This window comes from uncultured Mobiluncus sp. (assembly GCF_902488535.1).
Taxonomy (GTDB): Bacteria; Actinomycetota; Actinomycetes; order Actinomycetales; family Actinomycetaceae; genus Mobiluncus.
In genome coordinates, this window is sequence record NZ_CABTWO010000012.1 from 1 (window position 1) to 26,549 (window position 26,549).

The 26,549-nt window shown below is 59.9% G+C and carries 22 protein-coding genes and 1 pseudogene; 6 read left to right on the plus strand and 17 right to left on the minus strand.

What is annotated here, in order from left to right:
- Positions 1-496: 496 nt before the first annotated feature.
- Genes RDL66_RS05435 through RDL66_RS05450 form a run of 4 tightly spaced genes read left to right on the plus strand, consistent with a single transcriptional unit; the run spans position 497 to position 4,606 of the window.
- On the plus strand, positions 497-1,993 hold the full coding sequence (locus RDL66_RS05435; RefSeq protein ID WP_308535765.1) for a DUF1538 domain-containing protein: 1,497 nt from the start codon (positions 497-499) through the stop codon (positions 1,991-1,993).
- Positions 1,986-2,663: a P-II family nitrogen regulator gene (locus tag RDL66_RS05440; RefSeq protein WP_308535766.1), complete on the plus strand. Its 678-nt coding sequence runs from the start codon at positions 1,986-1,988 to the stop codon at positions 2,661-2,663. The genes RDL66_RS05435 and RDL66_RS05440 overlap by 8 nt, the downstream gene beginning before the upstream one ends.
- Complete coding sequence (locus RDL66_RS05445) at positions 2,664-4,298, plus strand: DUF1538 domain-containing protein (protein WP_308535767.1); 1,635 nt, start codon at positions 2,664-2,666, stop codon at positions 4,296-4,298.
- Positions 4,295-4,606, plus strand: coding sequence for a P-II family nitrogen regulator (locus RDL66_RS05450; protein WP_279105576.1), 312 nt, complete (start codon positions 4,295-4,297; stop codon positions 4,604-4,606). The genes RDL66_RS05445 and RDL66_RS05450 overlap by 4 nt, the downstream gene beginning before the upstream one ends.
- Before the next feature lie 91 nt (positions 4,607-4,697).
- Here the strand turns inward: RDL66_RS05450 and RDL66_RS05455 are convergent, their stop codons facing one another.
- A complete protein-coding gene (locus tag RDL66_RS05455; RefSeq protein ID WP_169756031.1) occupies positions 4,698-5,180 on the minus strand; it encodes a CarD family transcriptional regulator in 483 nt (160 codons plus the stop codon).
- A gap of 140 nt (positions 5,181-5,320) precedes the next feature.
- Between RDL66_RS05455 and RDL66_RS05460 the strand changes: the two genes are divergently transcribed.
- A complete protein-coding gene (locus RDL66_RS05460; RefSeq protein ID WP_297723278.1) occupies positions 5,321-5,554 on the plus strand; it encodes a hypothetical protein in 234 nt (77 codons plus the stop codon).
- A gap of 244 nt (positions 5,555-5,798) precedes the next feature.
- Here the strand turns inward: RDL66_RS05460 and RDL66_RS05465 are convergent, their stop codons facing one another.
- The 14 genes and pseudogenes from RDL66_RS05465 to RDL66_RS05530 form a co-directional block, all read right to left on the minus strand.
- Positions 5,799-6,533: a phosphoglyceromutase gene (locus RDL66_RS05465; protein ID WP_297723276.1), complete on the minus strand. Its 735-nt coding sequence runs from the start codon at positions 6,531-6,533 to the stop codon at positions 5,799-5,801.
- An 81-nt stretch (positions 6,534-6,614) separates the two neighbouring features.
- Positions 6,615-6,938, minus strand: coding sequence for an AzlD domain-containing protein (locus RDL66_RS05470; RefSeq protein WP_308535772.1), 324 nt, complete (start codon positions 6,936-6,938; stop codon positions 6,615-6,617).
- A complete protein-coding gene (locus RDL66_RS05475) occupies positions 6,935-7,693 on the minus strand; it encodes an AzlC family ABC transporter permease (protein WP_308535773.1) in 759 nt (252 codons plus the stop codon). The genes RDL66_RS05470 and RDL66_RS05475 overlap by 4 nt, the downstream gene beginning before the upstream one ends.
- Before the next feature lie 22 nt (positions 7,694-7,715).
- Complete coding sequence (gene cysS, locus RDL66_RS05480) at positions 7,716-9,236, minus strand: cysteine--tRNA ligase (RefSeq protein ID WP_308535775.1); 1,521 nt, start codon at positions 9,234-9,236, stop codon at positions 7,716-7,718.
- A 209-nt stretch (positions 9,237-9,445) separates the two neighbouring features.
- Positions 9,446-10,423: a 23S rRNA (guanosine(2251)-2'-O)-methyltransferase RlmB gene (gene rlmB, locus RDL66_RS05485; protein ID WP_308535823.1), complete on the minus strand. Its 978-nt coding sequence runs from the start codon at positions 10,421-10,423 to the stop codon at positions 9,446-9,448.
- Positions 10,424-10,477: 54 nt separating this feature from the next.
- On the minus strand, positions 10,478-11,032 hold the full coding sequence (locus tag RDL66_RS05490; RefSeq protein ID WP_308535776.1) for a DUF1003 domain-containing protein: 555 nt from the start codon (positions 11,030-11,032) through the stop codon (positions 10,478-10,480).
- Between the two features lie 205 nt (positions 11,033-11,237).
- Positions 11,238-12,518 (minus strand): annotated as a pseudogene (locus RDL66_RS05495) (magnesium transporter MgtE N-terminal domain-containing protein); the annotation flags it as partial.
- A 41-nt stretch (positions 12,519-12,559) separates the two neighbouring features.
- Entirely contained in the window at positions 12,560-13,480 is a 921-nt protein-coding gene (locus tag RDL66_RS05500; RefSeq protein WP_308535778.1) for a cytochrome c biogenesis CcdA family protein, read from the minus strand.
- A gap of 69 nt (positions 13,481-13,549) precedes the next feature.
- A complete protein-coding gene (locus RDL66_RS05505; RefSeq protein ID WP_308535779.1) occupies positions 13,550-14,392 on the minus strand; it encodes a thioredoxin domain-containing protein in 843 nt (280 codons plus the stop codon).
- Between the two features lie 66 nt (positions 14,393-14,458).
- The gene (locus RDL66_RS05510) at positions 14,459-16,288 is read right to left on the minus strand and encodes an N-acetylmuramoyl-L-alanine amidase (RefSeq protein ID WP_308535780.1); all 1,830 of its coding nucleotides are present in this window, start codon (positions 16,286-16,288) and stop codon (positions 14,459-14,461) included.
- A gap of 20 nt (positions 16,289-16,308) precedes the next feature.
- Positions 16,309-17,544 carry a hypothetical protein gene (locus RDL66_RS05515; protein WP_308535781.1) on the minus strand — a complete coding sequence of 412 codons (1,236 nt, stop codon included), beginning with the start codon at positions 17,542-17,544 and terminating at the stop codon, positions 16,309-16,311.
- Between the two features lie 64 nt (positions 17,545-17,608).
- Positions 17,609-18,415 (minus strand): anaerobic ribonucleoside-triphosphate reductase activating protein, encoded by an 807-nt coding sequence (locus RDL66_RS05520; RefSeq protein ID WP_308535782.1) that lies wholly within the window; start codon positions 18,413-18,415, stop codon positions 17,609-17,611.
- Positions 18,416-18,485: 70 nt separating this feature from the next.
- On the minus strand, positions 18,486-19,103 hold the full coding sequence (locus tag RDL66_RS05525) for a hypothetical protein (RefSeq protein WP_282922586.1): 618 nt from the start codon (positions 19,101-19,103) through the stop codon (positions 18,486-18,488).
- Between the two features lie 194 nt (positions 19,104-19,297).
- Positions 19,298-21,193 (minus strand): ribonucleoside triphosphate reductase, encoded by a 1,896-nt coding sequence (locus tag RDL66_RS05530; protein WP_308535783.1) that lies wholly within the window; start codon positions 21,191-21,193, stop codon positions 19,298-19,300.
- Between the two features lie 182 nt (positions 21,194-21,375).
- Between RDL66_RS05530 and RDL66_RS05535 the strand changes: the two genes are divergently transcribed.
- Positions 21,376-22,524 carry a pyridoxal phosphate-dependent aminotransferase gene (locus tag RDL66_RS05535; protein ID WP_308535784.1) on the plus strand — a complete coding sequence of 383 codons (1,149 nt, stop codon included), beginning with the start codon at positions 21,376-21,378 and terminating at the stop codon, positions 22,522-22,524.
- A gap of 30 nt (positions 22,525-22,554) precedes the next feature.
- Here RDL66_RS05535 and RDL66_RS05540 read toward each other — a convergent pair whose 3' ends face one another.
- Both RDL66_RS05540 and RDL66_RS05545 read right to left on the minus strand, forming a co-directional pair.
- Complete coding sequence (locus tag RDL66_RS05540) at positions 22,555-23,991, minus strand: ATP-binding protein (RefSeq protein ID WP_308535785.1); 1,437 nt, start codon at positions 23,989-23,991, stop codon at positions 22,555-22,557.
- A complete protein-coding gene (locus tag RDL66_RS05545) occupies positions 23,984-26,545 on the minus strand; it encodes a hypothetical protein (RefSeq protein ID WP_308535786.1) in 2,562 nt (853 codons plus the stop codon). Before RDL66_RS05545 ends, RDL66_RS05540 begins: the two co-directional genes overlap by 8 nt.
- Between the last annotated feature and the right edge of the window lie 4 nt (positions 26,546-26,549).

Here is a 26,549-nt window from a genome sequence, read left to right on the forward strand (position 1 = left end):
GGAGTACCCCCTCGCGTTTTGCGCGACTATTGTCGCAAAACGCTCACCCCCCAGCCTCTCGCTGAGTCGCCCCCAACGCTTCCCGCCCCCCAACCGGCCTAAATTCCTGTGTTTATAACCTGGTTTCAGCGCTATTCAGGCGTGAAACTCCCTTGGTTTCAGAGTGTGCGTGGATTATATTATCCGCAACCAAGCTAGTAGCCCAGTACCCTCTCGCCCGTCTATCCCTAGATTGTGCCGGCGTTCACTTGCTCGCTCGGATACGCGAGGGCGGTGGTGAAGGGGGGACCTCGAGGGAGCATATGGGTGTTCGTAGTTTTTCTTAGCGGCTTGCCCGCTTAGAAAAACAGAACGGGACCCCATTTCTGCGACTGAGAGGCATCCCCCCGAACGCCGCCAGACCTCGCGGCCGGGCTCACTCGCGCAACCGGCGCGGTACTTTCTGGCTCGACAACTTGATAAACTGGCATGAAACCGCCCCTATCGAGGAGCCAAGTTGCTTGCTGATTTTTCTGCACCGCTGCGAAAGCTAAAAGAGACGCTGTTCTCTGTGGCGCCAATCGTGGGGATTGTCGTGGTTTTGGCACTCACTTTGGTCCCCCTGGACGGTTCACTGCCGGCACGTTTTGCCTGGGGCACTCTGGCCATTATCGTTGGCCTGGCGATCTTCCTGCTGGGAGTAGACATTGGCCTGACCCCCATCGGGCAGCTGCTGGGGCACGCCATCGCCCGTTCCGGAAGGCTCGCGGTCGTGATATCGGCAACCTTTGTGCTGGGCCTGTTCATCTCGGTAGCGGAGCCTGACCTGCATATTTACGGCGGTCAAGTGGAGGAAATCACCGACGGAATGCTGGGTAAGCTCTTTTTGGTGTTGGTGGTGAGCCTGGGTATAGCGGTGCTCCTGACCATCGGAATGGTGCGCATCATCCGTTCTATCCCCCTGAAATTTATCCTCCTGGGCGCCTATGTTTTGGTGGCGGTTCTGGGATTCTTTGCCCCCACCGAGTACCTCGCGATTTCTTTCGATGCTTCGGGAGCCACCACCGGAGCGCTGACCGTGCCATTCATTTTGGCGATGGCGGCGGGGGTGTCCGCGATGAAAAAGTACTCCCGCAGCGGTGAGGCCGATGCGTTTGGGCTGGTGGGGATTGCTTCCGCGGGAGCAATTTTGGCGGTGCTGGTTACCGCCGTCATTTTTCAGTTGGGCGAGATTCCGCGTGATATTCCTGCCCCGGAAGTGCTGGATCTCAGCCCCGTGGCGGCGCTGACGCAAGAAGCTCCCCGCCAGGTTCGCGATGTGGCACTCGGATTAGCTCCCATCCTCACTGCCTTTGTGGTGGGCGCCCTGGCAAAGTTTTTCCCCCTGACCGCGGACAAACTGCGCCGTATCATCTTGGGGCTGGCATTTTCCTATGTCGGACTGGTCATTTTCCTCACCGGAGTCAACGCGGGCTTCATGGACGTGGGTCGCGCCATCGGCGAAACGCTGGCCGCAAACCAACCCCCCGCCCTGCTGCTGGCAGTGGCGTTCCTGTTGGGGGTCGTGACGATCCTGGCTGAACCGGCAGTCTATGTACTGATGGATCAGGTCGAGGACGTTACAGCCGGGGCAGTACACCGCAAAGCGGTGATGTTTTCGCTGGCACTAGGGGTGGGCGTGGCGGTCGTGCTGTCTACCGCGCGAGTCCTTGTGCCCGCACTGGAGCTGTGGCACATCCTGCTGCCGGGATACGTAATGGCTGTCATCATGATGCGTTTTGCTCCGCCGCTGTTTACCGGTATCGCGTTCGATTCCGGCGGGGTGGCTTCCGGACCGATGACCGCCACTTTCGTGCTGGCTTTTGCCCAAGGCGCGGCGGCCGGGACGCCGGGAGCAAACGTGGTGGTGGACGGACTGGGGGTAATCGCGACGGTAGCTATGACACCGCTAATTGCCATCCAAATTCTCGGACTAATATATTCTTCTAAGACAAGGAAGGTTTCCCATGCTTGAGAAAGACTGGCACAAGGACGCCGTGCTGCTTTACGTAGTGGTCAACGACCAGATGGCCTCCAAAGTCATTGCCGAAGCGAAAAAACACGGGATTCGTGGTGCGACAGTGATGCTGGGACGCGGCACCATCAAAAACAAGTGGCTCAACGCTATCGGCGTGATAGATTCCCGCAAAGAAGTCCTCATCATGGGGGCGGACACCGCCACCGCGAAAACGGCGATGGACGCCTTGGCAAAACGTTTCCACTTCGAGAAACCTAACCGGGGTATCGCTTTTGCGGTTGAGATGGAGGGTATCGCGGGAACGTCCGCCATCGAGCACTGGCCCGAACCCCCCGCTGACCACGCTGCACAACCGGCACAGTGGCAGCTCATCACCACCATCGTGGAACACGGTCGGGCCGAGGACGTGGTCGAAGCCGCGCAAAGTGTCGGGGCTCGCGGCGGCACCATCATCGCCGGGCGCGGCTCGGGGGTAGCCCAAACCGAGCTGGTGCTGGGCATGGAAATCGAACCGGAAAAAGACATTGTGTTTATGCTGGCTCCGGCCCAGAATGCCCCCCAAATAGAGGACGCCATCGATCAGCGACTCGACTTGAATAAACCCAACCACGGCATTCTTTTCACCCAAAACGTGGTCGCCGTCAGTGGACTTTACCAGGGAGCTTAGATGAATACCCTAACCGCAAAGCTCTGGGAAACGACCAAGTCGGTCCTTCCCATAGCTGCTGTTGTGGTGCTGATGCATCTCACGGTGGTTCCTCTGCCGGGCGTGCTGTTGCCGCGTTTCGGGTTGGGCGCTATCGCGGTTATCGCCGGACTGTCGCTGTTCCTGCTGGGGGTCGAGGTCGGTATCGCCCCTATCGGACGAATTATGTCCTCCACCGTGGTGAAGTCCGGACGGATTACGGTGGTCATGACAGTCACGTTCGTGCTGGGTTTCCTGTTGACCATGGCGGAACCGGATATTCTCATCTATGCCGAGCAGGTCAACACGCTGACTCGCGGGATAGTGTCCTCGATTCTGTTGATTATGGTGGTTTCAGCAGGGTTGGCGGTGTTGCTGTGCCTGGGCATGGTGCGGATTTTGCGCGGCTGGAAACTGCGCTGGGTGCTGCTGGGGTCTTATGGCCTGGTGGCGCTGTTGGCGCTGGTGGCGCCCATGCAGTATCTGGCGATTGCTTTCGATGCGTCTGGTGCCACCACCGGACCGCTGACGGTGCCGGTCGTGCTGGCTTTCGCTACCGGGGTGGCGTCTTTGAAACGCGACTCGGCGCGCAGCGAAGCGGACTCGTTCGGGCTGGTGGCGATTGCTTGCGTGGGGGCGGTTTTGGCTCTGCAAATTACGTCTATCCTGCTGCACTTGGGCGCCCTGCCGACCACCGGACCGACCCTGACCCCGGACACGACCCACCTCTTTGAACCGCTGGTGCGGCATTTCCCGATGGAAGCCCGCAGCGTTAGCCTCGCCCTCGCCCCGCTGCTGGCGTTGTTCCTGATTGGGAATTTCACGGTTTTCAAACTGCACAAGTCCGTGCGCCGCAGTGTCATTGCGGGTATCGTCATGGCGTTTTTGGGTCTGACTTTTTTCCTGACCGGCGCAAACGGCGGGTTCATGGACGTGGGACGCACGATCGGGGTGAGCTTGGCGCTGCGCGGCAGCGCGCCGCTGCTGCTGGGTATCGCTTTTGCGCTGGGGTTCCTGGCGGTTTTGGCGGAACCGGCGGTACACGTCCTGACCGAGCAGGTCCAGGAGGTCACTTCCGGTTCGGTGCGGGCTTCAGCGGTGATGGCGGCGATGGCACTAGGGGTGGGCTCGGCAGTTCTGTTGTCTACGTTGCGCCTGGTGATACCCGGTTTAGAGCTGTGGCATATGCTGTTGCCGGGATACCTGGTGGCGGTCGGGTTGACGTTCGTGTCCTCCGAACTGTTCGGCGGGCTAGCTTTTGACGGCGGCGGGGTCGCTCCCGGTCCGATGCTGACTACGTTTGTGCTGGCTTTTGCTCAAGGTGCGGCTGCTGGCACGCCTACTGCGGACGTGGTGGAGGACGGTTTGGGACTGATTACGATGGTGGCGTTGATGCCCCCGATTGTGTTGCAGCTGCTCGGTATCGTGTTCCAGGCTCGCGCCCGGCGCCGCACCAACCTGCACAACAAAGACCCGTGGGCCGGCCCCACCCCGACTGGTGAAACCAAACCCAACCTGACCCACTCTGCTGGTGAAAAAACCACCACCCGCGCTGCTGCCGCCTCGGCAGGGCACCAACTGGCTGGAACCAGCCATCAAAAGAAGGAAAACTCATGATTCAGGTGATATTGACCGTCGTGGAAAAAGGCCACGCCGAAGAGGTTATCGACGCGGCGGTGCAGGCTGGCTCGCACGGTGGAACGATTATTAATGCGCGTGGCTCTGGGGTTCACGAGACTGCCACCCTGTTCGGTTTGGGCATTGAACCGGAAAAAGAGCTGGTGATAATCCTGGCCGACCAGGCGAATACTCCGCAAATAGTGGAGACGATTTACGAAACTTTGGATTTGCACCAGCCCGGAAACGGCATTGTTTTCGTGCAAAACACGGCCCGCGTGCGCGGACTTTACCAACCGACCGAGTAGGGCGGGCCAAAGCGTACAAAACGGGCAAAGCGGGCAAAAAATAATAGTTGGAGGAAAACCTCCAACTATTATTTGTAAAAGTTACGGTGTTTTAGGAAGCCAAGACTTCATCCAAGCGCAGCGAAGCGTCCTCTTCGTTGGTTTTTTCAGCCAAGGCCAGTTCGGAAACCAGAATCTGACGTGCCTTGGTCAGCATCCGCTTTTCACCAGCGGACAGTCCGCGGTTCGAGTCACGGCGGGACAGGTCACGCACAACTTCGGCTACCTTGACGACGTCGCCGGTAGCGATTTTTTCCACGTTGGCCTTGTAACGGCGCGACCAGTTGGAGGGCTCATCGGTTTTCTTGGCACGCAACACCTCAAAGACGTGCTCCAGCCCGGCTTCATCAACGACATCGCGTACCCCGACCATCTCTACGTTCTCAGAGGGAATCTGGATGGTGAGGTCGCCTTGGGCGACACGTAGCTTGAGATATTCGCGTTCCACACCTCCTATGACTCGGGTCGTAATCTCTTCGATTGTGGCGGCCCCATGATGGGGATAAACAACGGTTTCGCCAACATTAAATGTCATATTGAAAATCTCCCGTTTTTGAGGTGGATATACTTATGTTATCACGATTTTGTGGTAAAGAGCAATTAAAGGTGTGCCCCCTTTTGGCGCAATGGCGCGAAAAAATGCCTCCTGTAGCACGAACTTTTACCGAGGTAACAATGATTGAACCGAAAAGAAAAAAGAAGTCCGGACGTAAAAAGAAACAGGGTATTGACCTAACAAACGCTCCGGTAAAACGGAAAGCAGTCAAGGCGGCGCGCCGGGTAATGGCTTCACAAGCCGGGGATGTGGCGGCTTTGCACGGGGCCGAAGCGGAACTGCTTGACCCTCCGGTCTATGAAGTGGCGCGGCGCGGGATTTTGGCGGAGCCTTCGCGCAGCACTGAGTTTTAGACTCCGCGACACGCCGGAACATTCGCGCAAACCCGGCGACACGCCCGGTGTGTCTGGTGTGCCGGACCCAACCGAAAACAACCCCCACCGGCCTGGAGAGGCAACCTGACAACCCCACCGACCTGATGCGTCACTGCTGGAGCTGGTGGACCTGGCAAAACTGCCTGCTCTGCAAACCCCACCCGGCCGACAACTACTTGGGGCGCCTCGATATACCGAAGCGCCCCAAACAGTTAGAGATGAACTATTTGCCTTGGTTAGCCACCGCTTTGATGGCGTCGGCAGCTGCGTCTGGATCCAGGTAGCGGCCGTGGGCGACAGGCTTGAAATCCTCGCCCAGCTCGTAGTACAGGGGAATCCCGGTGGGGATGTTCAGACCGGAAATCTCGGCATCGCTGATGGAATCCAGGTGCTTCACAATGGCACGCAGCGAGTTGCCGTGAGCCGCCACCATGACGGTCTTGCCAGTCTTAAGGTCGGGGATGACCGCATCCTTCCAGTAGGGCAACGCGCGTTCCAGCACGTCCTTGAGACATTCCGAACGCGGAATCGGCTCACCGGCGTAACGCGGATCGGCGTCCTGGCTGAACTCGGAACCGAGCTCAATCTGGGGCGGCGGCACGTCATAGGACCGGCGCCACTGCATAAACAGATCCTCGCCGTATTCGTCGCGGATAGCCTTTTTGTTCAAGCCCTGCAAGGCGCCGTAGTGCCGTTCGTTCAGCCTCCACGAGCGGTGCACCGGAATCCAGTGCCGGTCGCACGCGTCCAACGCCAGGTTGGCGGTCATAATCGCGCGGCGCAGCAGGGAGGTGTGCAAGACATCAGGCAGGATACCTTCCTTCTTTAGCAGCTCACCGCCGTGGGTAGCTTCGGCGCGGCCCTTTTCGCTCAAAGGTACGTCAACCCAGCCGGTGAACAGGTTTTTCGCATTCCATTCGCTCTCGCCGTGGCGGAGCAGCACAAGTTTGTATGTCATGGTTTCATTCTTCCACAGGCATTTGCCCGTCATAGGGCTTTTGGTTTCGGTTTTCTGCTGTGCCACGCCTTTGGTGAGCATTCACGAAAGGGCGGGTAGGAACCCTTGTGCGACCTCACAAACCCACACCGTGAGCGCCGCGGCGACAGCCACAACAAACAGCGACTGACCTCGCCACGACAGCACCAGGGCGACCCCAATCCCCAACACTGCGGAAATCAGGGAACCGGTCGAGAGGAACGCGGCGGGAATAATCATCGCGGCCAGCACCGCCCACGGCACGTAGTACAGGAAAGAATTGATCCAAGGAGACTTGATATCCCGACGCAACACCAGCAGCGGTAAGACGCGCAAAGCGTAGGTGACCAGCGCGGTCACCAGGATAGCCGTGGCCAGGTAGCTCATAGCTCACCTGCTTTCCCCGCCTCGCCGCCGGACAGTTCCGGGTCGGCGGCAGTCTCTCGGTGCGGAAAGAACGTGGCCCCGAGTCCCGCGGCCACCAGGGTGGCGATAATGATGCGCCAGCCGGAGGACAGCTGGGACACGACCGGGGCAAAAGCGAGGGCGACCGAAGTCCCCGCCGCGATAGCCACCACTATTTTTACTTGCGAGGACTGTTTAAACGGGGGCATGACGATGGCGATAAACATGGCGTAAAGCAAAATTCCCGCCGCGTTTTCCACCGCTTTGGGCAGCGCTTCGCCCACATACGCCCCGACCAGGGTGCCTGACACCCAGCCCACAATCGGCAGAATCATCGAACCGAGATAATGTGCGAAACCCACTTGGGTGCGCCCGATGTTGATGGCGTAAATTTCGTCGGTGACCCCCAGTGCCATCACCATTCGTTTGAGACTGCCGACCGGACGGGGATTGGTGCTGGTCAAGCGTTGGGACAGGGAGGTGCTCATCAGCAGGTAACGCAGGTTCACCAGCGCCGTGGTTACGGCCAGCTCCACCAGACCGCCCCGGGCCGCAATGATGGTGATACCGGCAAACTGGCCGGTAGAGGAGATGCTAGTGAGGGAAAATACAGCCGAGGACAGGGGCGGCAGTTTGCCTTGCGCCCAATACATACCGATGGCGATAGAAACCGCGAAATAGCCTAGCCCGATGGGAAGTCCTGCCTTGATTCCCGCGGTAAAGTCCTGTGTTTTCAACAGTCTGACCTGCTTTACGGGGCTAACCGAGCGTGACCGGGCCGCACTGGGCGCCAGCGGGGGTGTCCACCACCGGGGCGACGTGGGTTTGCAACAGGTCGCGAATCGCGTCGGCACGATCCCAATCCCGTTGCGCCTTCGCGTCAGCACGCTGCTGCAAAAGGGCAGTGACCAGCGCTTCCAGTGTTTCGTTTGGGGCCTCCGTGGTGTCGGGGGCGGCACTGGCCGCCTGTGTCGCGGGCGCTGGCGTAGCCCAAGCCGGGTCGGCCGGATCCAAACCGAACACGTCCAGCATGGCACGCAATTGCAGGGCTGCCTGCTGGGCCGCAGGCGTGTCCCCGCTGGCCAAGGCTGTTTTGCCGGATTTGAGGGTGCGGTGCAGTGCCGGGAGGGCACCGGGAACATTCAAGTCGTCGTCCAAAGCCGCCACGAAGTCATCGGGTAACTCGACTGCGGCGAGTTCGCGTTGCCGGACGAGGTCTGGCTCGACGTCGCCATAGATATTGCAAACCTCCGGAGCCACCTGCCCCGCCGGGGCGGACCGAGGAACTTGTTGGAGAAAACTGGTGAATTTGTCCCACAGCAAAGCCGCTTGTTTCAAGGAATCTTCGGAGTATTCCAGATTTGTCCGATAGTGCGTGGTGACCACGGACATCCGCACCACCGCCGGATCCCAATCCTCCAGCAGGCGGCGCACCCCGACCACGTTGCCGACCGACTTCGACATTTTTTCGCCCTTCAGCGTCAGCCAGGCGTTATGCATCCAGTATCGGGCAAATCCCCAGCCCGCCCCGTGAGACTGCGCCATCTCGTTTTCATGGTGGGGAAAGCGCAGGTCCAGCCCGCCGCCGTGAATGTCGAATGTGTCGCCCAGGTAGGCCTGGCTCATGGCGGAGCATTCCAGGTGCCAGCCGGGACGTCCGCGTCCCCAGGGCGCGTCCCAAGCCGCATCGGCGGGTTCGTCATCTTTTGCGGCTTTCCACAGGGCAAAGTCGCGAGGGTCGCGTTTGCCCGCCTCGGTGGCGGTGTCGATCTGGGACTCGTCCTCGGTGGAAGCGAGTTCGCTGACCGGCTGGTTCGTCAGCGCGCCATAGTCCGGCAGGGACATCACCGAGAAATACACGTTACCGTTCGTGTCGCTGTAGGCGTGACCCCGTTCAAGCAGGCGCTCAATCAGCGCAATCTGTTGGGGAATATGCGCGGTGGCGTGCGGGGTCACGGTCGGGGGCACGGTGTTCAAAGCCCGGTAGGCAAAGTCGAATTCTCGCTCGAAATGGGCCGCCAGCTCCCACCACGGCACGCCGGCAGCGGCTGATTTAGCCAAAATTTTGTCGTCAATATCGGTGACGTTGCGCACGTAAGTCACCGCGTATCCCTGCCGACGCAGCCAGCGCACCAGCACGTCAAAGTTCAGTGCGGCGCGCAGATGCCCTAGGTGAGGCGCTCCCTGCACCGTCGGCCCGCACAGATAGAGTCCTACCTTTCCCGGTGTGACCGGCTCAAAGTCGCGGACTTCATGCGTGGCGGAATCAAAAATCTTCATGAGCTAAGTCTAATGGCTTGGTCCGGCTTGGGGCAGTAATCGTGCAAATGCACGAGTGACCGATTGTAAAAGAGATTTTTGGTTTTTCCGGGCACCTGGGATGCAAAACCGCAGGTAAATCCGATTTTAATTTGAGGCGGTCGTCTCGAACCGCAGTGAAATCGGTCATTCGTGCCAGGCAAACCCCACCCTCGGGGCAGTCGGCTCGCCTAGCCGCGCAGAGCGGCGATTTGGTACAGGGCGATGCCGGTGGCGACAGCGGCATTCAGGGATTCCATGCGTTTATCAATCGGGATGGACACGATCTGGTCGCAGGTTTCGCGCACCAGCCGGGAAATCCCTTTGCCTTCCGAGCCGGTTACGACCACCAGGGGCTGATCCGCCAGTGTCAAAGCGGGCAAATCCACTTCTCCCCCTCCGTCCAAGCCGATAGCGAACGCCCCCTCCGCCTGCAGCTGCTGCAAGGCATGAGTCAAGTTCCGCGCTTTTGCGACCGGCACAATCGCCGCCGCCCCCGCCGAAACTTTCCACACGGCCGCGGTGACCGAAGCCGAACGATGCTCGCCAATGATGACCCCGTCTGCTCCGAACGCCGCCGCGGAACGCAGCGTCGCCCCGAGATTATGCGGGTCGGTTACCTGGTCTAACACAATGAACAGGGGCGGACGTTTCGGCTCAGATTTGGCTCGAGCGACCGCCTGGTCCCACAAATCCATGACTTCGGCATATTCGTAAGCCGCGATTTCCGCCGCAATGCCCTGATGAGTTCCTCCCGCGGTGATGCGATCCAGGTCGGCGGGGGAGCATTCTTGCAGTTCTGCTCCCGAAGCGGCCCCGCGTTGCACCACTTTGGACAGGCGCTCGTCTTTCATGAGCGTGGCGGAAACGAACAGCCGTTTCAGCGGTACCCCGGCCGCGGCGGCTTCAACTACCGGGTTGCGTCCGAAAATGATTTCGCTGTCCGCAGCGGTGGTGGGCCGGTACTTGTCTTTCGCGGCAGCCCGCTGGGTTACTCCCGAGGTGTGGGTGGCTTTGCGTTCCGCCTCCAGACGGTCGCGATAGGCCTGGTGGTAAGGGCGATTGACGGCTTTCGGAGTCGGCCCTTTGCCTTTCAAGCGGTGCCGACGTACCCCGCCGCTACCTTTCGGGGCGTGCGAAGTTGATTTCTTTGGACTCATGCCGACCATTTTACCCAACGTGTTTTCGCCGGGCGCAAACTCGCGGCGGCCCGGGGCAGGTCGTTAGTGCTGGTTAGAATCCGTGCCGGGGAAGGTGTCGTTCGATTCGTCGGACGAGTCGGCGGCGCGCTGTTCCAAATCGTCGAGTAAGTCACGGATTTCCGACCGTACAAAATCGCGGGTCGCGAGCTCTGACACCGCCAAACGCAAGGCGGCAATTTCCCTGGTCAAATATTCGGTATCGGCCAAGGTCCGGGCGGCCTGCTGGCGGTCTTGTTCCGCAATGACGCGGTCGCGGTCGTCCTGCCGGTTTTGCGCAAACATAATGAGCGGCGCGGCATACGAGGCTTGGGTGGAAAACATCAGGTTCAGCAGGATAAACGGGTAGGGGTCCCAGGGGTTATCCCCTAGGGATTGGGTCAAAATCAGGTTCGCGGCAATCCAGACCGCCACGAAAACCGTCATCCACAAAATGAACTTGGAAGTACCCATGAACCGGGCGGTGCTTTCCGCCACCCTGGTAAACAGCGAGCGATCTTGGGCGCCCATCTGGGAGCGGCGCCGACGCCCGAACACTCCGCGGCGTCCTTCGGTGGGGGTCTCCAATCCCTTAGACATCGGGGTTGACCTCCTTACCAGTCTCTCTACCAGCCTCTCTACCTGTTTGCTGACGTGTCTGTTTGCGGCGAACTTTATCCGCCAAGATGGTGCTCACCGTGGGGCTCGATACGGGGGCATCGTCCTCATCGTTGGGAGCGCCTTCCGCATCGTCCGAGGCCAAGGCCGAAGCGGTGTCTTCTTCCGTTTCCTCGTCACCGGCGGCGGCTTCGGCTTCCGCAATGGCGGCTTGTTCGGCTTCGGCGCGGTCCTCCCACCGCCAGTCATCGGGCAGGAGGTGGTCCAAGACGTCGTCCACCGAGACAGCTCCCAGCAGGGAACCGGAGTTTGGCCCCACGACTGGGATAGCGGTCAGGTTGTAGGTTGCCAGGGTACGCGTCAGGTAGTCTACCGACCGATCCGGGGTCACGGCCTCCAGGTCAGTGTCGACAATGTTTCCCAACATGACATTGGGCGGTTCCCGCAAAGCTCGCTGCAGGTGCACCACTCCGATAAATTTTCCGGTGGGGGTCTCGAGGGGCGGGCGAGCAATCATCGCGATAGCGGCCAGAGCGGGGGGAATGTCTCGGCGTTGCGCGTGCGCGAGCATGGTGGCGACCGTGTCTTCCGGCGCCAGCACCACCGGTTCGGTGGTCATCAGGCCGCCAGCGGTTTCCTCGTCGTAAGCCAGCAAACGCCGCACGTCTTTCGCCTCTTCTGGCTCCATCAGTTCCAGCAGGTTTGCCGCGACTTCCCGCGGAAGTTCAGCCACCAGGTCGGCGGCGTCGTCAGGCTGCATGACGTCCAAAACATCGGCGGCTCGCGCCGGGTCCAGCGAGGAAACAATCTTAACCTGATCGTCTTCCTCCAACTCTTCCAGTACGTCAGCCAGGCGGCTATCGGGCAGCTGGGACGCGATGGAAAGCATCCGCGAGTCGGACAAATCGTGCAGGGCGTCAGCCATATCAGCGGGTTTCATGTCGCCCAACGTGGCCAGCAGGGAATCTGCCGCTTGATCGGCGCTTCCGACGGTCAAACCGGTGACTTCCTCGACCCCCACATGCAAGGTTTCTCCAAGCTTGGTACGGAAAGCCCCCCGGCGCGCCCGCGCTACGTAAAGTTCCGTAACAGCCCAGGTCCGGTCCTTTTGCCGCTCGATACCCAAGTCGAGAATCTGAGCCTGACCCGAACCGTCCTTTAGCGTCACGACCCGATCCAGTACGTCTTGGATCGCGCAGGTTTCCAAAGGCCGGGCCTGGAAACGGCGCAGGTTCACCAGTCCGGTCGTAATGACGGCACCGGACTTGATGGCGGTGACCCGGGTGATGGGCACGAAAACTCGGTGGGCGCGTGTCACCTCCACCACTAGACCTACGGCAACGGGCGGTCGACGGTGCAGCAAAACGACCACGTCATACACTTTTCCGACCGGATCTCCAATGGGATCAAAAACGGCGGTTCCCCCCAGGCGTCCCACGAAGACGCGTTCAATTTCGTCTCTGCTCACGTGTAAATCCTACCTGTTTGTGCCGGTGGGGGTGGGAAACTTCACGAGGCGGGGTGGGGTGGGGTGTCCTCAGAAGGGTGGGGGCGGCGCTTTCCCCACAGGTAGACCGCCGTGAAAGCCACCAGCAGCGCCGCCAGCAGCCAAAACAGCCAGTTGGGAATGCCGGACAGGGCGCGTTGCACCGCGAACTCCAGATTGGACTGGGCGCTGGCGGACAGCAGGGAAGTGGCGAGCCCGCCTGGACCCGTCAGCATCAGTACCAACCCCAACAAGGTAATCAACAGTCCGGAAACCAGGTTTCCCACGGTGGAGTCCCGACCCAAAATCTTGAGGGGACGCGGGCGCAGCACCCGATTTGGAATCAGGTTCCACAAGAATGACAGCACGGCGACCGGGGTAAACATACCTAGGCCGAACGCAAACATGGTAAAAAACCCGGTTACGGGGGAGCCACCGCTGACACTGAAAGCGAGGATGGAACCCAAAATCGGGGCTTGACAGCCGGTCGCGGCGACCCCGTAGGCGAGGCCCATCAGGAAAATCGCTTCCGGAGCGGTGCGTTCGACCGGGGCGTTCCCGCCCTGCGGGGAGCTGCCCGAAACCGGGGTTCGCCGCGCGGAACGCCGCCGTTTCCACACTTGGAACCGGCTTTTTAGGCTGCCAAAGTTCGGCACCGGCAACGCCAGAGCTTGCCACACCCCGAACAGGACGATGATCAGTCCCGCCCACACGGTCAGACCGCGCAGTTTCGCGTTCAGCACCGCACCGAGGGCTCCGAAAGCGGCCCCGGTGGGCAGCAATCCCGCCATGAGTCCCAGGAAAAACACGGCCGTGCGGGACGCCAGCTTGGTCTTTGATGAAAAAGCGTATGAAAAGAAAGACGGAATCAGCAGGGCCGAACAGGGCGAAAACAGGGTCAGGATCCCTCCGGCATACGCCACCGCGAAGGTTACTGAGTCCATTCCGCATCCTTCCTCGCGGGTCTGCCACCCTCAGCGAGCTCGAGAACTGACGTGCCTGGTGGTCAGGACTTATTTGGTGGCCAAGAATTTTTGGTACTCGATAGAGTGTTCAAAGTACTCAATCGGGTAGGCTCCCGAAATCGTGGAATCACCCAGCACGAAGAACGGGGTGCCGTTGACGCCAACCGAATGGCCCGATTCGGTTTCTTGGGAGACGGTGGATTGGGTTTCCGGGGCGTTCATGTCGGACTTGAACCGCCCCAGGTCGGCGATGCCAACGGATTGGGCAATCTGGATGACCTTGTTTTCGTCATAAGTGGGGTGCTCTCCCTCGGGTGCGCTCCCGTAGGCAGCCCGCACAAAATCCCACAGTTTGCCCTGTTTCATCGCCGCGATCGAAGCCTTGGCAGCGATATCGGACCGGTACTGGTCAGCGAAAATGACCATATTGTGCCACTGAATCTTCAGGGTGCCGTCATCGACATATTTCTGCAGTTTCGGCAACGTATCGTTGCCCCAACTGGTACACATCGGGCAAGAAAAATCGCTCAAAACTGTCAGTGTCACCGGGGCGTCGGGTTTCCCCAAGGTGCGTTCGGGCTCGTCGGCGCCGTCGTGCAGGATTTTCATGGCTTTCAGTCCGCCTTCGTTTGTGACCGAGGAGGCGAAGTCTTGACCGGGGACCAGGCCCGTTTGGGCCACAAAGTCCGCCACGGCCTTCTGACTGCCGGCGTTGCCGGTGGATGAACCGGAACCGGCAGGGGAGGCCGCCGGAGGGTTCGCTGTCGGCGCGGTGGCGCGCCCCACAAAAAAAGCGATGACTAAAAGCACCACGATGGCCAGGAGGCCAATAATTTTCAAAGCCCACAAGTTGGCGGCGCTGCGTTCTTCAGGTTTGTTCTTATCGCTCATTTTCCCTCATATTTCAAATACTTCCTTAAGTAAAGCATAGCGGAAGCGCGGTTTGCCGCCGGGCGGCTACTGTCCGCCCCCGTTTGCGGCCGGGGAGGTTGACTCTGCGGCGGGTGACTGGGTCGCTGCCGATGCAGCCGCATCAGAAGCCGCGGGGCTGGCAGCCGGTCGGTTCGCCTCCGCCCAGGCTTTCAGACCGTCGAACAAGGATTGGGCGTAGCGTTCCTGGCCCGTATCCGACTTCATGAGGGCGGCATCAGCGGGGTTGCGCATCTCGCCGAGCTCCACCACCGCGGCGGGCACTTCAGAAAAATTCAACGTCGCCAAATCGGAGCGTTTCCACACCCCGCTGCTGATGGACCCGCCGGACTGGGGCACGAATCCCCCCTCCTGCAGAGCCTTGACCATTTTGGCAGCCAAATCGGAGGAGGGCTGCTTTTGGGCCTCGTTCAGTGGCGGCTCGGAAATCATCACGAAGAATCCGTGCTGAGCCGTGTCCGTGGTGCCGTTGGCGTGGAGGGAAACCATCACGTCAGCCCCGACCTTTTGCGCAAACTGGCCGCGGGCATCCACACACGGCCCTACCCCCGCGTCCGAGTCGCGCGTCAGGAACACGGTAGCGCCTTCGGCCTCCAACTTGGTCTTTAGTGCGTTCGCAATCTTCCAATTGAACTCGTGTTCGGTGTAGCCGTCAGCGGTAGCGGTGCCGGTCGTGTTGCAGGGTTTTTGCCCCCCGCGCCCGTCGGGAACATTCGTCCCGATTTGCTGCCAAGCTGCGGCGTTACCGCCATTGTGTCCCGGATCGAGAGCGACTTTCAGCCCTTTCAGTCCCCCGGCCGCGCCGGCATCGGGGTTCTCAGACGGTCCCGCGTTTCCGATGGAATCAGGATTGTTCGGGTTCGGTTTGGCAAAGTCGCTGGGGGTAGCCGTGACGGTCACGGTAGGATGCGGCGCCAGGTTCATTCCCGCGCTGACCCCGATGCCGACGCTGACCAAGGACAGGATAATCCCCCCAGCCAGCAGCACCAGCGGCGAAATCCCTTCGTTAGGCCGCGGCTCGGGGGTTCCCGTCCCCACCCGGCGCAGCCGTAACTTAGAGGGCCCCTCCGGCGTCTGGGCCGTGAGAGACTTCCACCGCGGCTCGGACAAATCCGCTCGTGTACGTGGGGTACCCGAGGCCCTTTGCGGGGTTCGCGGGGATACTGCTTTCAGGTGTTCCCAATCCGTATCCGGGTGTGCCGCGGCACGTTTGGAAGTCCGCTGCGGCGCGCTGCTGAGAGAATCTGTGCCGGTCCCCAGGGCATCCGCTCTGGGTGGTGTCGCGGCTGCGGCACTGGTCTCGTCCAGGTCGTCCCATCCGGACACCAAAGATTTCCACCCTTCAGAACGGATCGGTTCGGGTCGGCGCTGCGCGGTTTTGCGCCCGGTTCGGGCTGGTGGCGCGGTGGGTGCGGCCGGTTCCCCCGGAGCCAGGTGGGTGTCGAAATCCTCGCGCATCGCGTCAGGGATTTCCGCGGCTGAAAGATCCGGAGTATCCGCGGCATCAGACCGGGAAAAGGGCGGATCTTGGTGCTGCGGACCGTCCGCGTTCAACATATTTTGGGCATTGGCTAATAAGGCGGCAATACCCGGATTGTCCCCGTAAGGAAGTTGGGGCAGCTGGCTGGCGCTAGCGGCGCCAGCCGCTTCGGCGGCGGCGGAAAATTCTTCAAAAAAGCTGGCAGCTTTAGCGTCCGCGGGTTTGTGTTCCGGGTTACGTTCGGAGTCACGGGCGGAATCCGGAGCCGCGGGGAAACGACGGTCCGGGGGCTTGCCCAGTGAGGAGGAACGTGCTGGAGGCGCAGTCGGGTAATCCTGGGTCGGTTCCCAGGTATCGAATTCCTCCCAGTTGGGCATATTGCTCCTGTTACTGTGTTTTATTGCCCGGTGGCGTCTTGTTGATGGTAGTCCTGTTTGGCAAAGAAAAATCCTTTGCCCGTGACGGTGTTCCAGCATTGGGTGCCGTTATAGGTCGATTCGCAGGCAAAATCGCCGTAGGTCATGGCTGTCTCGTGTGGAATCACGCCTCCGCTGGGGGAGTAATCCTGGTTGGGCTGACAAGTGGTGGAAGGGTCGCCGTCCCGCATACTGATGACCAAAGAATCCAGATTCGGCTCGCAGCCGGCTACTGAGCTGACAAGGTTGCGGACCTGACAACTAAGTTCATCGCCGTCTACCCGACAGGTGGAGTCTCCGGTTTCGGTGACGAAAGACTGCATATTTTGGGCACCGGCCGGTGCCGGAGCCACGGTCTGGCTCGGGGATTCGCTGGCGGGAGTTTTTTCTTTGGCTGTGGGAGTTTCGCCCGCGCTATCGCCGGCGGGGTTCGAGGAATCCGTGTCAGGTTGGTCGTAGCCGCCCCCAATAACCCCGGTCATCACCAAAACTATCGCGACAACCATGCCGATTACGGCAACGAGCAAAACCGAAAAAATGACCCACAAAACGGTATTGGATTTTTGTTTCGTAGCTGTCGGTATATAGGGGGCTGGGGTCGGACTCGTCACCGGGATATTGCCGGTGACGGGAGCCATGTACTGGGTTTGTGCCGTAGCTGGGGGCACTGCGCTATAGAATCCCGCTCCTTCATTCGGATTTGACACGGAGTTGGGCGGATAGGACGGAGGCAGACCGGAGGTCGGTACCGGGGCGGACACGGGGGTGCTCTGCGGGGGCAGTACGGTGGTTTCTGTCGGGTTTTGTCCCAGTATGGAAGTTCGGTTGGGGCTCACGGACGGGGTTTCCCCGGTGGCGGGGGTTGTCGCCGAGTCAGGCGTCACCAGGGTTTCCGGTTGCGATGCGGCGGTTTCTGTGGGGATGACTGCCGCGGGAGTTGCGGGGGTTGCCGGCTCGCTGGGGGTCGGCGCTGCTGACAGACCGGGAAGGGGAAGGGTAGGCATGGGCATCATCTGGCCAGCCTCAAAAGCGGCTTGGCGCTCCCGCAGGGCGGCGAGGACTTCGGGCTCATTTTTATTCACGAGCCAGTCGAGCAGTCCGGTATAGGCCGCGGGGTTTTTCGCGATTAACGGACGCAGCTCCGCATTGGTCGCCAGCTGTTGTAAATCCAAGCTGGGAGTAGACGGGTCACTAGCCTGGGCACGCAGTTCATCCATACGGTCATTATTCCACAAAATTGCGTCTTTCCACCTGTAACTTAGGGCTTTGCGGGGTGTAGGGTCAGCCGGCGGAACCGCGAAACACGAAATGCGCAAACATTCCTGTGAGCTCCTCGGCTTGGCGAGCCAAGTCAGCCGCGAAGGATTTGGCTTGAGTTTGGGCACAAAGTTCATGAAATTCTGGGCGCGTACCGTCGGGTCGGGCCTGTTGCAACGCCAGGCGTTCCACCCCACGCTCGTGCAGGGCTCGTGCCAAAGCGGGGAGGGCCGACGGGTTCGTGTCGCCCGCTTCAGTGCCGGGATAGGCGGTGACGCGTACCTCGTAATCCGGCAGTGTTCCGGCCCGGTGCGCCGCCAACACGAGGTCCAGCGCCCGCCAAGCGTCCGTGCCAGCTTGACGGGCTTGTGCACGGCCCACCACTTGGGGATAGTTTTGGGCCAGGCCTTTCACGTCCAAGCCGACCCAGTCGAGCAACCCGGCCTCCAACAGCTGCACCAGACGTTGCGGATAGGCTCCCCCGGTGTGCAACCCCACCAAAAAACCGAGGTCGCGCACCCGCTGCGCGGCGGGCACCAGCGCCGCCTGGCGGGTCGGCTCCCCGCCAGAAAACACGACCCCGTCGAGCAGGCCGCGCCGCCGGCTCAACAGCTCCCATAGGTCCGCCTCTTCGTAACCGGCGGGCGCCCGCGGGTCAATGATGGCAAAATTTTGGCAATATCCGCAGTTCCAGGGGCAGCCTTGGAGGAACACGCTGGCGACCAGTTTCCCCGGCCAATCCACCGTGGAAAACGGCGTCACCCCGGCGATAACCAAACCCGTGAGCGGGCAATCGGTTTCATTCTGGTCATCAATGCAGCCTGTGTTCACGATGGGTCTTTCTAATCGTTGCTAAAAATGCCCGGGAAGCCCCGAGATGGGCTTCCCGGAAGCTATAAACTTAGATTCTTTCGTAGTCGGTAATCATGAAACCTTCAATCGGGACTTGATATTGCACGAACATCAGGTTAGATGAATCCGCTGGCAAGGTGTATTCCCAAGTGGCTTCGGCTGGGCTGTCCACACCGCAAGCGACTTCGCTGAGTTGACCTGGTTGATCGTCGCCTGCGTCCTCAATCTGCGGAGCAATCCACACTTTGATATTCGCGGGTTTAACAGTCTGACAATAGAAAGTGACCTTGACCTTGTCTCCGGTCTTCCAATCGTCATTAGCGTTTAGGTACAGTCGGTAGCTAGAGATTTTGTCTTTATCGAAATTGGCAAAAGTTGGCGAAACGTGGGAACTGGTGTTCTCGATTCCCTTTCCTTCCGCGAACGCTTCGCCTTCCGCTTCCCACTTGTCTTCCAATGCGTCCGCATCGTTGACTTTTTCCTCAGCTTCTTCTTGGTCAGGTATGGCCACGTCCTCGGTGGTGGAAATCAGGCCGGGTTTCTGATCAGCAGCGGGCGCCTCGGACGGAGCTTTAGCGTCCGCAGTGGGTTTCTCGTCCCCACCGCCGCAAGCCGATAGACTCAGAGCCAGGGCGAACGCACCCGTCAACGCAAGTAACTTTTTCATGAGTATTCCTTCCATTTGTCAGGCTGAAGGGGCTGGTTGCCCCGGATTGATAAACAGCCTAAGCAAACGGATAAGGCTTGTAATCACCCAAAAGTACGGAAAATCTCGGTCCGCGGGTGGCGTCCGAAAACTGTCACCCGCGAACCCGACCGACCCACGACCCTTGTGAAACCACGAGGGTGGTGAATCTGGCCCTAAACCAAGGCCGCTTCCGCCAAGCGCGAGTGCAGCTCACCGTGGGAGGCAGCCGCCGACTCGTTGAAGTACTGCCGCTCAGCGAACTCGCCTTTCTTGCCGATGTTAAAGGACTGGACGGGACGGAAGTAGCCCATGACGCGGGTCCACACCTCGCAATCTTGGTGCCGCCCCTTCGCCTCGCATTGCGGACAGGTGAAGTGTTCGCCGGAAATGTAGCCGTGCGTCGGGCAGATACTGAACGTTGGCGTGATGGTGATGTAAGGGGTGCGCCAAGTGGTCAGCGAGCGGCGCACCAGCTGCTTGCAGGCCTCCGCGCTGGACACGGCCTCGCCCATGTACAGGTGCAGCACGGTGCCGCCGGTGTACTTGGTCTGCAGTTCCTCCTGCAGTTCCTCGGCGAGGAATGGGTCGTTGGTAAACCCGACCGGCAGCTGCGAAGAGTTCGTGTAGTAGGGGTTTTCGGTCGTGCCGGCCTGCAGGATTTTGTCCCCGAAACGTTTGCGGTCAGCTTTCGCCAAGCGGTACGTGGTGCCCTCGGCCGGGGTCGCCTCCAGGTTGTACATATGTCCGGTAGATTCCTGCAGCTCCACCATCTGGTCGCGCATCCCGTCCAGGATACGGGCCGCCAGGGCGTGTCCGCGCGGGTCGGTGATGTCATAAGCGTCGTCGGTGAAGTTGCGGATCAGCTCGTTCATGCCGTTGACCCCGATGGTCGAGAAGTGGTTGTCCAGATTCCCCAGATAGCGTTTCGTGTAGGGGAACAGGCCGTGGTCCATGTGGTACTGGATGGTGATGCGCTTACGTTCCAAAGTCACCGAAGCCAACTCAATGAGTTCACGCAAGCGGGCGCGTAAACCGTCCTCGTCGCCCTTGTGCAGATAACCCAGACGTGCCAAGTTGATGGTCACCACCCCGATGGACCCGGTTTGCTCCGCCGAACCGAACAGCCCGTTACCGCGCTTGACCAGTTCCCGCAGGTCGAGCTGCAACCGGCAGCACATAGAGCGAATCTGGCCGGGGTCGAGTTCCGAGTTGATGAAGTTCTGGAAATAGGGCAGCCCATACTTTGCCGTCATCTCAAACAGCAGGTTGGCGTTGGGGGAATCCCAATCGAAATCCTTGGTCATGTTGTAGGTCGGAATGGGGAAGGTGAACACGCGTCCGTCCGCGTCTCCCTCGGTCATAACCTCCATGTAGGCGCGGTTGATGATGTCCATCTCGGCCTGCAGATCCCCGTAAGCAAAGTCGCACAGTTCCTCGCCGATGAGCGGCACCTCGTCGCGCAGGTCGGGCGGGCAGGTCCAGTCAAAAGTGAGGTTCGTGAACGGACATTGACTGCCCCAGCGGCTGGGGACGTTCAGGTTGTAGATGAGTTCCTGCATGCACTGCTTGACCTCGGCATACGTCATGTCGTCCAGGCGGACGAAAGGCGCCATATAGGTGTCGAAGCTAGAGAACGCCTGGGCACCGGCCCACTCGTTTTGCAGCGTGCCCAGGAAGTTCACGATTTGTCCGCAGGCCGAGCTGAAATGCCGCGGCGGATTGGAGGCAATGGCCCCGCTGACCCCGTTGAAACCCTGCTGCAGCAGTTGTTTTAGTGACCAGCCGGCACAGTACCCGGCAAACATATCCAGGTCGTGAATGTGGAAGTCGCCGTCGCGGTGGGCAGCACCGGCCGCGGCGGGGTAAATCTTGTCCAGCCAGTAGTTGGCCACCATCTTGCCAGCAGCGTTCAGAATCAGCCCGCCGACCGAGTAGCCCTGGTTGGCGTTGGCGTTCACTCGCCAGTCAGCCTGGCTCAGGTATTCGTCCACTGTCTCTATGGGGTCAACCACGTGGTGGCGCGGATTCGTTTCAAAAACGGGGGTCGTCTCTTGCTTCATTGCAGTCATCTTTTTCCTTTCATCTCCTCATCTCCCAATGCGGAGGACACAAGAATTTACTCTATGGAGGAATTTGGGCAAATCAACTACATATAGTGCGTGTCGCCCAATTTTACCCCTACATATTGTGTTTGCCCAGGTCTGTAGGTTAGGGGAATTCGTCGTTGTGCGTGTCGCGGTATCGTAGGAGGGTGAAATTTTCTCACCGGGTGGAACTGAACGAACCGAACGCCGTGACTGTCGCCCAGCGCGCGGCCCGACGCGACGGCACGTTGAAAATAAATCTGGCGGATTCCAATCCGACCCGCTGGGGGTTGGGTGCACCGGGCTTGCTGCCCTACGAACCTGACCCGCGGGGGCCTCGGGCGGCTCGCGAGGCGCTGGCTGCCTGGCTGGGGGAGCGTGACGAACGCACCGTGAACCCCGACCATCTCTACCTGCTAAGTTCTACTTCCCAGGGCTATGCGTGGTTGACGAAGTTGACGTGTGACCCGGGCGAACGGCTCGCTGCCCCGACCCCGGGATACCCCTTGGTAGAAACGATTGCGGGGCTTGAAAACGTGGGGGTCGATTTCTATCCCCTGACCTGGGTGGGGTCCCGCTGGGAGCTGGGCGACCTCAATCCGGCGGCGGTGAGCGCCGTGGTGGCTATCAATCCAAACAATCCCACCGGCTCTTATGTACACGGGGAGGATCGTCAGCGGCTCCTCAACTACTGTGCGGACCACGAGGTAGCGCTCATCGCTGATGAAGTGTTCTTTGACTTCGACCTGCCCGGAGCGCCCACCCGACCCGCCGATCGCCAGCGCCTGGCTGGAACCTCGGAAGTGCTGACTTTCGCCCTGGACGGCATGAGTAAAAACTTGAGCGCCCCGGGGCTGAAAATAGCGTGGCTGGAAGTGTCCGGGCCGGAGCCCGACGTGGCGGCGGCCTGCGCCCGCCTGGACGTCATCGCGGACGCCTACCTGCCGTTTTCCGATGTTTTGGCCCAGCGCTTGGGGCAATACCTGGCCGCTGTGCCTGCCGCAACCCACGCCACCCGACAACGCTGCCGCGAGAACCTTGCCACCTTGAGGGACCTTGTGCGCAGGGAGCCTAGCGGAACCGTGAGCCTGCTGGAACCCGAAGGCGGCTGGAACGCGCTGCTGCGATTTCCCGCCCACGTGGACGAGGACGCGCTCATCACCGGGCTGATTGCCCAGTGGGGCATCACCGTGCAGCCGGGATATTTTTTCGATATGCCTTTTGCCGGGGTGGTGTCAGTGTCGCTGCTGCTCGATGCCCCGACGTTCCGCCCCGCCCTCGAAGCCCTGCTGGCGGGCATCGCTGACCAGCTCTGATTGCCAGGCCGGTGGGGAGACGATTCCCACTTAGCGCGGCAGGCGGGCGCGCAGGGTGAAACGTGGAGTGGTGAACACGGACAGGGAACCGCCGAGGGTTTCGAGCCGGGATTCCAAGTTGCTCAGGCCGGTGCCGTAGGTCAGCGTGGTCTCCACGGTGCTGGGGTTCGAGACTTCCATCCAGAAACCAGAGGCGTCCTGACCCAGACGCACCTCCATTTCGCTAGAAGTCGTGTGAATCAACACATTCGTGATGGCTTCGCGCAGCACATCCGTAAACATCCGGGCTTTGTTGGCCTGGGGTGGGAGGTCGCCGGAAATATGCAGTTCCAGTTCGGCCGCCGAAGCCAAATCTTGCAGGGTTTCCAGCCAAATTTCGGGGGTGGCGGTGACGCGATCCTGGCTCAGGTCGGAGGGCAAATCCTCCAGCAGACCCTGGAGGCGACGCAGGCGTTCATCGTCTGACACTTCGTCCTCCAAGAACCGGTGAACGAAAGAAATCCGCTGGGAAAGTGTGTCGTGAATGGTGGACCGGGTCGATAAGATGAGCCGACGTGACAGGGCCTCATCGAGCCGCGAAGTCTCACTGACCAGGCGTTTTTGGCGGGCCTGCAGGGCATCAATCTCTGCTGAAAGCCGGTAACTGAGCGTCATGTAGTCACTGACATCGACAGCTAGCAGTTGAATCCAAGACCGCCGGCCGTCTCGAATTCGGCTATGGGTCAACACCCAGGTCCGCCCATTGGGTTCCGTGATTCGCAGCCGGGAGGTTCCGTCGTCATTTTCTTCCCAGCAGTTCGGGGAATCACTGTCGGCCTGACGGTTTTTCGACTCAAATCGGAATTGACATAGTTGGCGTTCCAACGTCCCGATGTTCGTCAACGACGTCAACCCTAGACGCCCCAAAAGCCCCTCCATAGCAGCGTTGGCAAACTTGCTGCGACCCCGAAAGTTCGCGAACGCTACGCCGTGTTCCAGCCGGTCCAAAGCCTCTTTGACGCTGAAAGGACTGAGATCACGGTGCAGCAGCTGCCAATCTCGCCACACCTGAACGCACAGCCAAGAGGTCGTTAGTGCCCCGGAAGTGAGCAGCACCCAAACTCCCCCGGCAGCGACAAAAGGCGGCATTGCCAGGGTCAGCGTCACCAGCAGCGGGGCCTCGGCATAGCGGTAGTTGGTTCCCATTGTCGCCGCCCCCAGCACCAAGCAGACCACCACAAACCACCCGAAGTTATGGTCTTGGAGCGAGAAAATCCCGGTCTGAGAATGGATAAAAACGGTGGCGAACGCCCACATATAGAACGCGAGCAAAAACTCCACACTTAGCAGGAATACCGTGGCTAGACGCCGCCGATGAATGAGCCATTGACCCATCGTGAGCAGGCACGCCGCCAATAAGCCCATACCCATCAGGGCGGTAGCTGCCCCCATTTGGACGGGGGTGAGACTGTAGAGCTGGTCACTCATGCGCTACCTCCGCTGCCAAAGAGCGTTGACCAGCGCCGATAGCCATGTTCAGGTGGCAGGTGTCGTCCTCAACGAACATTTCGACTTGGGCGCGTGGCCAGGTCAAGAGCGGATCGAGCAGAGGGAGGTCCTGCTCGGCCAGATCAATAATCAAGTTTAGCCAGGCTGTGTCACCGTCTGGGGCGACCTCGAAGTTCACGAACACAGCCACCTCTGCAGCCCCAATGAGCTGGTTAAAGGTGCGGTGCAAGCCCTCCAAACACCACAGGGCCACCTGCAGCTGCACAGTGCCGGTGGTCGGACCGTGCAAGCCGGCCACAGCTCCTGCGAAAGAAAAATCGGTACAGGATTGGCTCATAAACGTTGTCAGGGCGTTGACCGAAACGGTCTCTTTCTCGAAGTTCTGCAAAGTCAGCGGACCCGCGCGTTTGGCATAACCCAAGTCCATCTTGATGTTGCGCAAAATATCGGAGCGTTCGCTTTCGTCCAGCGATACGTTGAGCCGAGCGGTGTTGGCTTGAATCCGGCCCAGGGACGCGTTCATCAAGTCATCGAGCCGGTCAAAGAGGACGGGGGCATCGGCCGATTCCTCCATGTTTAACGTGGCTTCGTATTCGGCGCGCAGAATTTCGGTTTGGTGAGTCTCGCGGACGCGCAGTGCCGCCAAAGCCCGCTCCAAATCCTGCACCGCGGTGACGTCCGTTTCCCACAGGACGTGGCCGCCGTCCACGGGACGGGTTTGGCAGTACACGGTTCGGTTCGGCTGTACCGAAGTGTCTGTGACCAGCACCGGTACCTGACAGTCCCGCAGCTGCTGACGAGTGTCTTGGTCCAGGTTGAGGGGCTGGGACGTGCGGTAATGGGGGAGCCAATCCCGGTTGACAATTTCGATGGGAATCTGGGATTTTTCAAAGAACCGCAGATACCCGCGGTTTTGCCCAATCGCCCCGATAAAGAACAGAATCTCCCACGCCAACACAAAAATCACGCAATACATTTGGACGGTTTCGGTGGCGCGAACCAGCGGGATTCGCATCGTGTACGCCACGGAATAGAACAACACCGCGAGGAACAGTATCCCGATTCCCCCCACCAGACGCAGCCAATGTCCCTTCAGTGACCACGAACCCGCGTATATGACTGCCGCGAAAACCAGCAGCGCCGCCGCGTAATACAAGTAGTATCCCGGACCGTAGCTGTAATCCACCCCGGACTGTCCGGTGCCAAAGCGCAGCACCAGGTGGTGCAAATCGTTGGTAAATACCAGCAGAATCAGAGCCGTGCCGACCCCGATAATCGTGGCGCGCAAGAAACGGTAGCCCGGCGGGCGCCCGCGGCTGGAGTGGGACATGACAAAGAACAAAATTGCGCAGGTCGTATAGATGGGGACGTAATAGTAGTACCAGGTGTAACGCTCAAAAACCCCGAGGGAGGCGTGCTTGATAATCCGCGCCATAATCCACAGGGCGAGTATTCCCGCTTGTGCCAGCACTGCCCAGCGCACATAGGTGAAAGTTGCTGTCCAAAACCGCCACCCTGCCCAAAAACTTAGGAAACACAGCAGGGCGATGAATCCTCCCAGTTCGTAGGCTTCGTTGGTGTTTTCCCATCCCCAAGATCCGCCGTAGGTGTCGTTGTAGAGGCTGGCATCCCAGACAAATTTCTCGTAACTGTCCAGGTTAGTTACTGTTTCTGAGTGAATTTGTTCCCGAAAAGACGGGTTTGTTGAGGGGTAGTCTACGGGGTTGAAAAAACCGGGGGGTACCGCCGCCAGTGGCAAAGTTCCGTTGATGCCGTTGGGGTTGCGTTGCCAGATGCCGATTTGGGCAGTGAGCGTGGGGGCGGGGGCGTAGTGGACTGAGCGACCCACGGAGGATTGAGCCGCGAGCCGATCCGTGGTTAAGCAAAACCAGCCGCGACGAAGCGCCTGTTCCAAATCTTGCGGGGAGGTTCCGGTCTGTAGCCTGCCCTGGCGGTTGATGTTATTCAATAGTCGTTTTGCTTGAGCTGCGGAGAAAACTTGCGTTCCCGCGGAGTCGTGACGCAAAGCCAGCGCGTTCATCAGTTCTAGCCGGGAAACTCCTCGATCGAGATAAATAGTTTTCGTGTCATCGGCTAGTTTCTGGAAATCGGTGATGGACTTGACTTTTGTGGCGCGCGAGGCCAGCACAATCGATTCTGGATAAAGTTTCGTGAACCGTCCGTCCGGTTCGGATTTCTGTGCCGAATTAGCCATGACTTCACTGGTGATCACGTAAGCGGGACCCGAACGCAACAGCTTCAGTAGTGACCACTCGCTGTGAGGCTCGACCTTGATTCCATTTCGTTGATAGTAGTCCGTCAGACGTTGGTCAAAACTCGTAGGGACCGCCATGGTGTATTCGGTTTGAAAGGAAATCGTGCGCAGTGGAGCAAAAATCATAACCACCGCAATCAGCCCCAAGGCGAGAGCAACGCCCAAATGCGTCAGCCAGTCGTGTACCCAGGTGGGTCCTACCGAAACGACAGAAGGTGAACTGGGGAACCTATTGCGCGGATAGGGCGAGGCAGACATGCAA

Bases quoted from the DNA above. Each gene is read 5' to 3' on its own strand.
- RDL66_RS05530 (WP_308535783.1), bottom strand. From the start codon at position 21,193: ATGACTGCAATGAAGCAAGAGACGACCCCCGTTTTTGAAACGAATCCG.
- rlmB (WP_308535823.1), bottom strand. From the start codon at position 10,423: ATGGTCGGCATGAGTCCAAAGAAATCAACTTCGCACGCCCCGAAAGGT.
- RDL66_RS05440 (WP_308535766.1), top strand. From the start codon at position 1,986: ATGCTTGAGAAAGACTGGCACAAGGACGCCGTGCTGCTTTACGTAGTG.
- RDL66_RS05470 (WP_308535772.1), bottom strand. From the start codon at position 6,938: ATGAGCTACCTGGCCACGGCTATCCTGGTGACCGCGCTGGTCACCTAC.
- RDL66_RS05545 (WP_308535786.1), bottom strand. From the start codon at position 26,545: ATGTCTGCCTCGCCCTATCCGCGCAATAGGTTCCCCAGTTCACCTTCT.
- RDL66_RS05465 (WP_297723276.1), bottom strand. From the start codon at position 6,533: ATGACATACAAACTTGTGCTGCTCCGCCACGGCGAGAGCGAATGGAAT.
- RDL66_RS05490 (WP_308535776.1), bottom strand. From the start codon at position 11,032: ATGTCTAAGGGATTGGAGACCCCCACCGAAGGACGCCGCGGAGTGTTC.
- cysS (WP_308535775.1), bottom strand. From the start codon at position 9,236: ATGAAGATTTTTGATTCCGCCACGCATGAAGTCCGCGACTTTGAGCCG.
- RDL66_RS05515 (WP_308535781.1), bottom strand. From the start codon at position 17,544: ATGGATGAACTGCGTGCCCAGGCTAGTGACCCGTCTACTCCCAGCTTG.
- RDL66_RS05500 (WP_308535778.1), bottom strand. From the start codon at position 13,480: ATGGACTCAGTAACCTTCGCGGTGGCGTATGCCGGAGGGATCCTGACC.
- RDL66_RS05525 (WP_282922586.1), bottom strand. From the start codon at position 19,103: ATGAAAAAGTTACTTGCGTTGACGGGTGCGTTCGCCCTGGCTCTGAGT.
- RDL66_RS05505 (WP_308535779.1), bottom strand. From the start codon at position 14,392: ATGAGCGATAAGAACAAACCTGAAGAACGCAGCGCCGCCAACTTGTGG.
- RDL66_RS05460 (WP_297723278.1), top strand. From the start codon at position 5,321: ATGATTGAACCGAAAAGAAAAAAGAAGTCCGGACGTAAAAAGAAACAG.
- RDL66_RS05445 (WP_308535767.1), top strand. From the start codon at position 2,664: ATGAATACCCTAACCGCAAAGCTCTGGGAAACGACCAAGTCGGTCCTT.
- RDL66_RS05450 (WP_279105576.1), top strand. From the start codon at position 4,295: ATGATTCAGGTGATATTGACCGTCGTGGAAAAAGGCCACGCCGAAGAG.
- RDL66_RS05455 (WP_169756031.1), bottom strand. From the start codon at position 5,180: ATGACATTTAATGTTGGCGAAACCGTTGTTTATCCCCATCATGGGGCC.
- RDL66_RS05510 (WP_308535780.1), bottom strand. From the start codon at position 16,288: ATGCCCAACTGGGAGGAATTCGATACCTGGGAACCGACCCAGGATTAC.
- RDL66_RS05540 (WP_308535785.1), bottom strand. From the start codon at position 23,991: ATGAGTGACCAGCTCTACAGTCTCACCCCCGTCCAAATGGGGGCAGCT.